This window comes from Microbacterium sp. WHRI 7836 (assembly GCF_040223885.2).
Classification (GTDB): domain Bacteria; phylum Actinomycetota; class Actinomycetes; order Actinomycetales; family Microbacteriaceae; genus Microbacterium; species Microbacterium oxydans.
Map to the genome: position 1 here is coordinate 3810440 of NZ_CP168171.1, position 10775 is coordinate 3821214.

At 64.3% G+C, this 10775-nt stretch carries 12 protein-coding genes and 1 pseudogene; 2 read left to right on the top strand and 11 right to left on the bottom strand.

The genetic code is table 11. The features are described 5' to 3' along the window. The first annotated feature begins 72 nt into the window (after positions 1–72). Entirely contained in the window at positions 73–1053 is a 981-nt protein-coding gene (trxB, locus tag ABRP18_RS18310) for a thioredoxin-disulfide reductase (protein WP_349885206.1), read from the top strand. A 65-nt stretch (positions 1054–1118) separates the two neighbouring features. Then, the gene (gene trxA / locus ABRP18_RS18315) at positions 1119–1442 is read left to right on the top strand and encodes a thioredoxin (RefSeq protein WP_021201395.1); all 324 of its coding nucleotides are present in this window, start codon (positions 1119–1121) and stop codon (positions 1440–1442) included. Between the two features lie 85 nt (positions 1443–1527). Here the strand turns inward: trxA and ABRP18_RS18320 are convergent, their stop codons facing one another. From ABRP18_RS18320 to rpmH, 11 genes and pseudogenes are all read right to left on the bottom strand, one after another. After that, positions 1528–2058: a GrpB family protein gene (locus ABRP18_RS18320; RefSeq protein WP_374168955.1), complete on the bottom strand. Its 531-nt coding sequence runs from the start codon at positions 2056–2058 to the stop codon at positions 1528–1530. A 1-nt stretch (position 2059) separates the two neighbouring features. After that, positions 2060–2395 carry a hypothetical protein gene (locus ABRP18_RS18325; RefSeq protein ID WP_046747959.1) on the bottom strand — a complete coding sequence of 112 codons (336 nt, stop codon included), beginning with the start codon at positions 2393–2395 and terminating at the stop codon, positions 2060–2062. Between the two features lie 9 nt (positions 2396–2404). Then, a complete protein-coding gene (locus ABRP18_RS18330) occupies positions 2405–3853 on the bottom strand; it encodes a sugar porter family MFS transporter (protein WP_349885208.1) in 1449 nt (482 codons plus the stop codon). A gap of 60 nt (positions 3854–3913) precedes the next feature. Beyond that, the gene (locus tag ABRP18_RS18335; RefSeq protein ID WP_174799742.1) at positions 3914–4885 is read right to left on the bottom strand and encodes a ParB/RepB/Spo0J family partition protein; all 972 of its coding nucleotides are present in this window, start codon (positions 4883–4885) and stop codon (positions 3914–3916) included. Continuing rightward, positions 4885–5760, bottom strand: a complete 876-nt coding sequence (locus ABRP18_RS18340) for a ParA family protein (protein WP_227751222.1) — start codon at positions 5758–5760, stop codon at positions 4885–4887. Before ABRP18_RS18340 ends, ABRP18_RS18335 begins: the two co-directional genes overlap by 1 nt. A 1629-nt stretch (positions 5761–7389) precedes the next feature. Next, a pseudogene (gene rsmG, locus ABRP18_RS18345) lies at positions 7390–8084 on the bottom strand (16S rRNA (guanine(527)-N(7))-methyltransferase RsmG). Continuing rightward, positions 8050–8541 (bottom strand): R3H domain-containing nucleic acid-binding protein, encoded by a 492-nt coding sequence (locus tag ABRP18_RS18350; RefSeq protein ID WP_113680663.1) that lies wholly within the window; start codon positions 8539–8541, stop codon positions 8050–8052. Before ABRP18_RS18350 ends, rsmG begins: the two are co-directional and overlap by 35 nt. Then, on the bottom strand, positions 8538–9608 hold the full coding sequence (gene yidC, locus ABRP18_RS18355) for a membrane protein insertase YidC (protein WP_058630955.1): 1071 nt from the start codon (positions 9606–9608) through the stop codon (positions 8538–8540). The genes ABRP18_RS18350 and yidC overlap by 4 nt, the downstream gene beginning before the upstream one ends. A gap of 3 nt (positions 9609–9611) precedes the next feature. Beyond that, positions 9612–9962, bottom strand: coding sequence for a membrane protein insertion efficiency factor YidD (yidD, locus tag ABRP18_RS18360; RefSeq protein ID WP_046747966.1), 351 nt, complete (start codon positions 9960–9962; stop codon positions 9612–9614). After that, a complete protein-coding gene (gene rnpA / locus ABRP18_RS18365) occupies positions 9959–10315 on the bottom strand; it encodes a ribonuclease P protein component (RefSeq protein ID WP_349885209.1) in 357 nt (118 codons plus the stop codon). Before rnpA ends, yidD begins: the two co-directional genes overlap by 4 nt. 6 nt (positions 10316–10321) lie before the next feature. Further along, positions 10322–10459 (bottom strand): 50S ribosomal protein L34, encoded by a 138-nt coding sequence (gene rpmH, locus ABRP18_RS18370; protein WP_013584598.1) that lies wholly within the window; start codon positions 10457–10459, stop codon positions 10322–10324. Between the last annotated feature and the right edge of the window lie 316 nt (positions 10460–10775).

Sequence of the window (10775 nt, forward strand, 5' to 3'; positions counted from 1 at the left end):
GAATGCCTCGCGGTTACCATGGGTTGAAGCATTCGAAGGTCATTCGACTGCAGTTTCTAAGACGGAGATCACATGCGTCAGGTCATCATCATCGGCTCCGGCCCCGCCGGATTCACGGCTGCCATCTACGCGGCCAGGGCGAACCTCAAGCCGCTGCTCATCGCGAGCTCCGTCGAGGTCGGCGGAGAGCTGATGAACACCACCGAGGTCGAGAACTACCCCGGCTTCCCCGAGGGGATTCAGGGACCTGAGCTCATGGCCAAGTTCCAGGAGCAGGCGGAGAAGTTCGGCACCGAGGTCGTCTACGACGATGTCACCGAACTCCAGCTCGAGGGGCCCGTCAAGAAGGTCATCCTCGGCAGCGGTACGGAGCACGAGACGCAGTCCCTCATCTACGCGACCGGCTCGGCGTACCGCAAGCTCGACATCGCCGGCGAAGAGCGCCTCTCCGGCTACGGCGTCTCCTGGTGCGCCACGTGCGACGGATTCTTCTTCCGCGAGAAGACGATCGCCGTCGTCGGCGGTGGCGACTCCGCCATGGAAGAGGCCACGTTCCTCACCCGCTTCGCAGACAAGGTCTACGTGATCCACCGCAAGGACACCCTGCGGGCCTCGAAGATCATGCAGGAGCGCGCCTTCGCGAACGAGAAGATCGAGTTCGTGTGGAACAGCGAGGTCGCCGAGGTCCTCGGAGGCGACTCCGTGACCGGTGTGCAGCTGCGTTCCACGGTCGACGGCACGCTCAGCGACCTCCCGCTCGACGGGCTCTTCATCGCGATCGGCAACGACCCGCGCACGCACCTCGTGCACGACAAGCTCGAGCTCACGCCGGAAGGCACCATCTGGGTCGACGGCCGCTCGTCGAAGACGTCGGTTCCGGGAGTCTTCGCTGCCGGTGACGTGATCGACCCCACCTACCGTCAGGCCATCACGGCGGCCGGCTCCGGCACGGTCGCTGCTCTCGACGCGGAGCACTTCCTGGCCGACCTCGAAGACCCTTCCGTGGAGGTTCCGGCCGCCGAGGCCGCGGAGATCCTCACCGCCACCGCGTAGGGGCGGGAACACTTTTCCCTCGCCCGCTGTTGTAGCAGGCGAACCTCGAATCAAGGAGAACTCTGATGAGTGCAAAGGCTACGAGCCAGGCGACCTGGGAGCAGGACGTTCTGCAGGCCGACGGTCCCGTGCTGGTGGACTTCTGGGCCGAGTGGTGTGGTCCGTGTCGTATGGTCGCACCGGTCCTGGACGAGATCCAGGCGGACAACCCCGACAAGATCACCATCCTCAAGCTCAACGTCGACGAGAACCCTGAGCTGGCGATGAAGTACCAGATCACGTCGATCCCGGCGATGAAGGTCTTCCACGGCGGTGAGGTCAAGACGACCATCATCGGCGCGAAGCCCAAGTTCGCGCTGGAGAAGGACCTGGCCGCGTTCATCGGCTGAGTCCCCCGAGACGAAGGGCCGCACCTCCCGGGGAGGTGCGGCCCTTTCTCGTGTCCGCCCCGAGTCGTCCCGCGGACCGCTCTGGTCAGTCTTTGTCGTACACGGAGACCGACGGCAGCCCGCGAGCAGCACGTGCACGGTCGACGAGGAGCTGAACCACCGCGGTCTTTCCCACGTTGTACGACTCGTCTCCCCTGCGCGAGGCGTCAACCGCAGCGTGCTTCGCCCGCTCGTAGAGCCGGGCATCCTCCGGATTCTGCAACAGCCAGTCGCGAAGGATGCGCTGGTTCACCTGATCCCAATCGGCGGCTTCGAAGAAGTGGGCGATTCGCGTGCGTACACCGTTCTCTTCGATGATCATCACCCGATGGCTTCGCACACTGCTCCCGACCGCCCATCCTGCGGCCTCGAGCCCAGGTCGATGCAGCTCGAGGTCTTCGTCATCGGCGATGCGCACCGCGACGTCGATGATCGGCTTGGCGCTCATCCCGGGGATCGCCGTGGATCCGACGTGTTCGACGCGCCAGTCCGGATTCCCATGCCTGCGCAGTTCCGCCGCGACACGTGCGAAGGTCTCCGACCACGTCGGGTCATGCGGAACGAGCACGACCTCCACGTCAGGAGGCGTCGGCGACGGTCGGGTCCCAGCGGCGATGGCGCTGCTTCTCGTCGAGGAGGCCCCAGACGGCCGAGGTCAGCTCCGGGTACTCCAGGGCGATCTGCCGCAGCACCCGGTAGTGCCTGGCCGCGTTGGGGCGCACACCGTCGTTCGCATTGATGTTGTCGGCGCGCAGCAGGTAGACGACGAGTTCGTCGACGCTCGGGAGCTCCTCCATGAACTCCCACGGATCCTCTCCGCCGAGAAGCCGCTCCTGGATGAGGACCGCGAGTTCGTCCGATGCTTCGGCGCGCAACACTTCCAGGCTGGCGCGGCGCTGTACGGACTCGGTCATACTCCCAGCCTACGTCGGCTGCGGACCCCGCCGGCGCTCCACCTTCATGTTCTCCGTCATGTCCTCGAGCTCCTTGCCCTTGGTCTCCGGCACCTTGAAGAACACGAAGAAGAACGACAGGAGCGCGAAGAACGCGTAGAACCCGTAGGCGAACGTGAGGCCGATCTCGGCGAAGGCCGGGAAGGTGGTGGAGATGAAGAAGTTGGCGACCCACTGTGCCGCTGCGGCCACCGCGAGGGCTCCGGCTCTGATGGAGTTCGGGAAGATCTCGCCGAGCAGAACCCAGACCAGCGGCCCCCAGCTCGCACCGAAGAACACCACGAATCCGTTCGCACAGACCAGGGCGATCGTGGCCCACGGGTCGGGGAGCGTCGCCGTCCCCTGCGCATCCAGTGTGCCGAACGAGAAGGCCACTGCCATGAGGACGAGCGTCACGGTCATGCCGACCGAGCCCACCAGCAGCATGATCCGGCGACCGACCTTGTCGACGAGCAGGATCGCCACGATCGTGACCACGATGTTCGTGACCGAGGTGATGACGGAGGTCAGGAGAGCACTGGACTCATCGAAGCCCACCGACTGCCAGAGCGTCGTCGAGTAGTAGAAGATGACGTTGATACCGACGAACTGCTGGAAAACGGACAGCAGGATGCCGATCCAGACGATGGGCTTCAGCCCAAGGCGATTACCACGCAGATCACGCAACGATTCCGAGCGCTCCGTGTTGATCGTGCCGGTGATCTCCTCGATCTTGCCCTGGACATCGACCGTGCCGGTGACGGTCTCCAGCACGTCTGCCGCCCGTTTCAGCTCGCCCTTGCGCACCAGATAGCGCGGAGATTCCGGGAGTCGCAGCGAGACCAGTCCGTAGACCAGCGCAGGGATCGCGGCGACCATGAACATCCAGCGCCAGGCGGTGAGTCCCCACAGCGGCTGGTCCGCCGCGCCGGCGATGCCTGCGAGCAGCGCATCGGAGAGCAGCGCGGCGAAGATACCGGTGACGATCGCCAGCTGCTGCAGCGAGCCCAGGCGACCTCTGATCGCTGCGGGTGACACCTCGGCGATGTACGCCGGCGCGATCACGGAGGCGGCTCCGACACCCAGTCCCCCGATCACCCGCCAGATGATGAGGTCGACGACGCTGAAGGCGAGACCGGATCCGATCGCCGAGATGAAGAACATGGTGGCTGCGACCACCATCACGGGGATGCGTCCGTACTTGTTGGAGACGGGGCCGGCGAACCAGGCGCCCACGGCACATCCGATGAGGGCTGACGACACGGCGAAGCCCTTGAGCGCAGTACCGAGGTCGAATCCGGACACATCGCCCGCGAGCGCGTCGACCGCGCCGTTGATCACAGCCGTGTCGAATCCGAAGAGGAATCCACCTAACGCGGCGGCGATGCTGACCGCGATCACACGGCGTTTGATGGCTGCTGGACCGGCTGTTCTTGACATGACATCCCCCTCGTCGTCACGATGACGCGAGTCTAGGCTAGCGCTGCCGCTGGCGGGACCTCACTTCGACGAGCCGTAACCGCCTTCTCCGAGCTCCTCGAGAATCCGATTGAGATCCTGGATGGAAGCGAAATCGATAGTGACCTGCCCTTTTCGCGCTCCCAGTGCGATCTTCACACGCGTGTTGAGACGGTCGCCGAGCTTGCCGGCCACCTCATCCAGATACGCGCGTCGCGCACCCGGGGTCGGCTTCGCGGACGACCCGGCACGGGGCTGTGCCTTCGCCGCTTCCTCCGTCGCGCGCACCGAGAGGTCTTCATTCACGACCTTGTCCGCAAGGCGCTGCATCGACTCCGGTGTCTCGAGACTCAGGATCGCTCGCGCGTGCCCGGCAGTGAGCACTCCGGCAGCCACCCGCTGCTGCACCGGGACGGGGAGCTTCAGCAGTCGAATCGTGTTGCTGATCTGCGGGCGGGAACGGCCGATGCGCGTGGCCAGTTCCTCCTGGGTGATTCCGAAGTCGTCGAGCAGCTGCTGGTATGCAGAGGCCTCTTCGAGCGGGTTCAGCTCTGAACGGTGGAGGTTCTCCAGCAGGGCGTCGCGCAGCAGATCCTCGTCTGCGGTGTCACGGACGATCGCGGGGATGACGTCGAGGCCGGCCTCGCGCGCGGCGCGCGTGCGGCGCTCCCCCATGATGAGCTCGTACTCGCCATCGGCGTTCTTTCGAACCACGACGGGCTGCAGCACCCCGAACTCGCGGACGCTGTGCACCAGCTCTGCGAGATCCTCGGGGTCGAAGTGCGTCCGAGGCTGACGCGGATTCGCGACGATGCTGTTCGGGTCGACCTGGACCAGATGAATGCCGGGGACATTCTCGAGCTCCGGCGCCTCGGCATCGGCCACGGGAGCCGCCTCGGTGCTCGTCTGTCGCAGGCTCGCGCCCGGGAAGAAGACATCGACGGGACGTTCCGACTGATCCGCCGTGGGGATGAGGGCACCGATGCCCCGGCCCAGTCCAGTGCGCTTCGCCATCATTTCTCCTTGCTCTGCGTCGCTCTGCGCGACGCGATCTCAACAGCGGCCTCACGGTATGCGATCGCGCCGGCGGATTGGGCGTCGTAGGCGATCACGGTCTGGCCGAAACTCGGGGCCTCGGATACCCGTACGGATCGAGGGATCACGGTCTCCAGCACCTGCTCGGGGAAATGCGTCCGCACTTCCTCCGCGACCTGTTGTGCCAGACGGGTACGCCCATCAAACATCGTCAGCAGGATCGTCGAGAGGTGGAGCACCGGGTTCAGGTGCTTCTGGATCATCTGAATGCTGCCGAGCAGTTGGCTCAATCCTTCCAGTGCGTAGTACTCGCACTGGATGGGGATGAAAACCTCTGTCGCGGCGGTGAAGGCGTTGATCGTGAGCAGGCCCAGGGAGGGTGGGCAGTCGATGATGACGAAGTCCATCGGGTGCTCTGCGAGGTACACGTCGAGCGCGCGACGAAGACGATGCTCTCGAGCGACCTGCGCGACCAGCTCGATCTCCGCCCCCGCGAGGTGGATCGTGCTCGGTGCGCAGAAGAGGTTGGGATCCTCCGGGCTCTGCTGCACGATGTCTGCCAGCGGAAGCTCGTCGATCAGCACGTCGTAGACACTGGAGACCTCAGCACTGTGGGGTACTCCCAGGGCTGTGGATGCGTTTCCCTGCGGGTCGAGGTCGATGACCAGCACCTTCCCGCCCATCCCCGCCAGTGCGGAAGCGATGTTCACGGCGGTGGTGGTCTTTCCCACGCCACCCTTCTGGTTCGACACCGTGAGAACGCGGGTTTCGCCGGTGAACTCCACGGCAACCCCTTCGAGTGCGCGCCTGCGGGCGGAGAGGTCAGCGAGTTCCCGCGCAAGCGGCGTGTCCATCCCGAACGATTCGCTCGAGGATGTCTTCTCGGATGGTTTCACGTGAAACATCCACTCCTTTCGGGGCCGCGTTCCACTCTAATCGCAAGCAGAGACGTTCGATGACGAGAGCACTGTCGCAGCTCGAGCGAAGCACGTCGGGGTCCTCGTTCCCGCGGCCAGTCTCCGCCAGACCGGCTTCTCGCGCTCCGCTCCCCGCATCGCTTGGCGGATGTTTCACGTGAAACAGTGCGCACTGTGGCGATGATGACGACAGCTAGCCTGCCGGGCTGCCCTCTCCCGGTGCTGGCGGGTACAGCGCACCCCACTTGCAGGAGTCTCCACAGTAGACGGAGTGTGCCGGGGCCGTCAGATGGAATCGCCGACAGAGTGACGAGCTTCGCTGCGCTCGGCACCGCCACGCCGGTCATGTTTCGGTGTCACCACCCACTGACCCAGACGGGGGTGGTCCTCACGCCTCTGGCCGGCCACGGCGAGGAACTCCCCCCTGCGCTGCGCCACGCATGTGGTTTCAGACGTCCCTGTGTCAGCAGAGCCGGCGGGCGCCGTCCGACTCGCAGCACCAACAACTTCTATCCCCCGGGTGCCTGTGACACTCCGTCTATCCTCAGGCGCTTCCGGCGCACGTCGAGATCTGTTCTCTACCGCACAGAGGATGACTCAGCCCACTCTCTTCGACCAAAGGGCCGTCACACGCGGTCTGGTCTGGATGTTTCACGTGAAACACCGTCGAGAGGCAAGACCATGAAGCCGTCGTAGGCCATCCACCGAGCAGCCACCAGGAGCTTCTCACCGCCGGCTGCCTGCGACACTCCGTCTAGTCTCAGGGACTTGGGCGCGCGACAGATCTGTTCTCTACCGCGCAGAGCAAGCCCCCTCCTCGACGGAGAGGGCTTCATCAGCGGTCCGATCTGCATGTTTCACGTGAAACACGGTAGAAGAGCAACATTATGAAGCCGCCACCCTTCGATGTCGAGAGTCGCTTGAACCTAGGCAGGACGATTCCCGGCCACCGATCTCTCACGGTGGACCGCCCCATCATGCGGGGCTGGCGCAACACGAACGCCCCGGGTCTATGCCAGAGCTTCACGTCAGGGGTGTTGTACCTCGAATGTCGCGCCACGGATGTCACGGGGCTATACGCCGGATGTCCGAGTCGACAACCCTCCTCCCAGATCGGCACGCGCCCGGAACGCCACCTCTTTGGCGTTCCCGTTTCACGTGAAACACCGCGTACGCGGACGGCACCAGAGCCATCACGACGCAGCGCACGAGGATGCCTGGCTAGTGGTGCTCACGAGACGTAGTGCACAACGATTCCGAGCTTCTCCCAGCGATGCAGAACCATTCGAGCGACATGATGCCGATGGCGATGGCGATGGTGAGGTGTCCTAACTGGGGAGCTGCGGCGATAGGGCCTCCTCTCCCGGCGAACATCGCGCTGCGTGCGGCGCGCGAATCCGCTTTCAGATGGGCAGTCGGTCTCGTCGAAGTCGTGATAGCCCTGGTTGGTCGCAGGCATTACGGGCGCCAAAGCACGGAGACGGTGATGCCCGAGCGATGAGACCCTGCCGATGAACACAAAGGGGGATGTTTCACGTGAAACATCCGCCTTCGATGAAGACGTGACTAGCGGACGCGCGCGCGAATCACCCGAGTCGTCTCGGGGATGACTCCCTCACCCAGCACCTCGACGCGAACGTCCGAGAGGCGGAACTTCTTGATCTGCTTCTGTGCGGCATCGATCTCGTTCGCTGCATTCATGCCTTTGAGCAGAGTGAGCTCGCCACCGTCACGAACCAGCGGTGCGGTCAGCGGAATCAAGGTACGGAGCGCACTCACCGCACGAGCAGTGACCACATCGAAGCCCTCCGGAGGACGTACGTCCTCCGCGCGAGCTCGCAGCACCACGACGTTGGACAGATCCAGCGCCTCCACCTGCTCGTTGAGCCAGATGACCCGTCGTTCCATCGGCTCGATCAGCGTCCACTGCACATCAGGACGCGCGATCGCGAGCACGAGCCCCGGTAGGCCCGCCCCCGAACCGATATCCGCCACCGAACCGTGGAACAGCGGAGCGGCGATCGCACTGTTGAGGATGTGTCTCGTCCACAGGCGCGGGAGCTCGAGGGGACCGATGAGGCCGCGCTCCTCCCCCTCGCGGGAAAGAGCAGCCGTGAAGGCACGCGCCACGTCGATACGATCCCCGAAGAGGCTGGCAGCGGAGGAGGGCTCCTGCTCGAGATCACTCATGAGCGTCCCCGTTCGACCGATGTTTCACGTGAAACGTCAGCGTCGGCGCAGGACCGTGTGACGGTCAGCACCCTCGCCGTAGGACTCGGAGACCAGGCCCCGCTCGGCGGCGATGTCATGGACGAGCTTGCGCTCATAGCTCGACATCGAGGGCAGAGATGCCTGGGAGGAACCCTCGTCGAGTTTGGCGGCCGCGGCGTCGACCAGGGTCTCCAGCTGGCGACGACGCGTGTCGCGCGAGCCTGCGATGTCGAGGATCAGTCTTGAGAAGGAACCGGTCTTGCTCTGCACCGCGAGACGAGTCAGCTCCTGCAGAGCCTGTACGGTGTCCGGAGCGGAGAGCAACGCCAGCGCATCGCCCTCAGCCTCGACGGAGACGTATGCCCGACCCTGCCGCACATCCAGGTTCAGATCACCATCGATGTCCGCGATGTCGAGAAGCTCCTCGAGGTAGTCCGCCGCGACGTCTCCCTCGTTCTCGAGCTGGGCCACAGTCGGCTCGGTGTTGTCGGTCATGGTCTCGCTCATGAACCGCTCCCCTTCTTCTTCGCACGCTTCTTTCCGACCGGCTGCTGACGCTTCGGTGCTTCTGCCTTCGCCTTCTCGGCCTCTTCGAGCAGACGCTGCTGCTCAGCCTCGTAGGCAGCCATCGGAACGACCTTGCCGGAGGAATCGATCGCCTTGCCCTTGCGTGCAAGACGCTCCTCGCGTGCCTTGGCAGCTTCGGAACCGGGAGTGGGCATCTCGCGGATGACGAGGAACTGCTGACCCATGGTCCAGAGGTTCGAGATGAACCAGTACACGACGACGCCGAGCGGGAAGAAGACACCCGAGAAGATGAAGCCCAGCGGCAACACGTACAGCATGATCTTCTGCATCTGGTACGCCTGGCCGGTCTTGGCCTCGGGCGACAGGTTCTTGGAGATGATCTGCAGCTGCGTGAAGAACTGCGACCCGATCATGAGCACCACGAGCGTGACCAGGATGATGATGGCCGTCGTGTTCTGCGCATCGATCGCGTTACCCAGCGTCTCGTGCAGCGACGCCACACCGAACAGCTTCGCGTCGTAGAACTCCTTCGTCAGCTCCGGGCTGAGGAGACCGACACCACCGATGTTGTCTCGAGCGTGCTTGCTGACATCGCTCAGCACGCTGTAGAGCGAGAAGAAGATCGGCATCTGCACCAGAAGCGGCAGACAGCTCGACATCGGTGTCGTACCGTGCTTCTTGTACAGCGCCATGGTCTCGCGGCTCATGGCCTCACGAGAGAGCTGATCCTTCTTGCCGCGGTACTTCTCCTGAACTTTTCGCAGTTCAGGAGCGATTTCCATCATCTTGCGCTGGCTCTTGATCTGCTTGACGAACAGCGGGATGAGAGCAGCACGGACGACGATCACGAGCCCGACGATCGACAGCACCCAGGTGATGCCGGAGGCCGCGGGCAGACCGACAGCCGTCAGCAGCCAGTGCCAGGCAACGAGGATCAGCTCGACCACCCACTTGAGCGGCCACAGGATGGTGCCGATCAGATCGAAGCCACCCCCCGCCGGTTGAGGGCTGGGAGTCGCGCTGGCGAGCAGAAGGTCAAGACCCACCGATCAGTCCTTTCGGGAAGGGACGACGAAACCGTGTGCGGTCAGGTCGTAACGGAAGTGTTCGTGCGGACGGACGTCATCGACGCCGCCGGTGGTCCAGGGGTTGCAGCGGAGGATGCGCCATGCGGAGAGCGCCGCCCCCTTCACTGCGCCGTGCTGCTGCACCGCACCTACAGCGTAGGCGGAACAGCTGGGGTAGTACGCACAGACATCTCCATACATCGGCGAGATGACCTTGCGGTAGGCGGTGAGGAACCCCAGCACGAGATTCCGCGGGATCACCGGAATGCTCCGCACCAGGTCCTGCGCATGCAGATGTGCGGTCCCGACGGACGACGCCGGAAGGGCGGTCATGCCGACACCGCGGAAGCCGCCGGATCCAGGCGGCGGAGGCACCGATCGACATCGGCTCGGAGCTCCGCGTAAGAGGCGGTCGCAGACGCAGGAAGGGCACGGATGACGACATCCGTGCCCTCAGGAACCCGTGGAAGCGCCTCCGCGCACACGGCCTTGAGCCGACGACGCACGGAGTTGCGCACCACTGCGGTGCCCACCTGCTTGCTGATGATGAATCCGAACCTCGCGGCTCTGTTCTCGCCCGTGGTCAACACCGAGGTGATGACACGCGCCCCGCCACAACGGGATCCGCGACGAACGACCAGACGATAGTCGCTCCCGCGAGTCAGCCGATACGGGCGGGCGAGCACAGCGGACTACGCAGAGAGCTCGGTGCGGCCCTTCGCGCGGCGGGCGGCGAGGATGCCACGGCCGGCACGCGTACGCATGCGGGCGCGGAAGCCGTGCTTCTTGGCGCGACGACGGTTGTTGGGCTGGAAGGTGCGCTTGCTCATGGAATCACTCCGGGAATGCTGCCACCGGGTTCACTTCGACCGGAGACATGGGGTACTGCCAAAAATGGCATAAGTCAACCAAGTAAGGGTACGTCTTACCGGCGCACAGAGCAAATCTGGGCTCTCACAGAGCCGTCGCGCGGTACCGGGTGCACAGCCATTATCCACAACCTCCGGACCTCGCGTCGACGCAACACGCCCGCGTGATTCCAAGGGCAGGTTGCCGTTCACAGCCGGGATGACTACCGTGGCATCCTAAGTTATCCACAGGGGACACGGCACGTAGACCCCGCCTCGATCACCCGTCCGGAGCGTC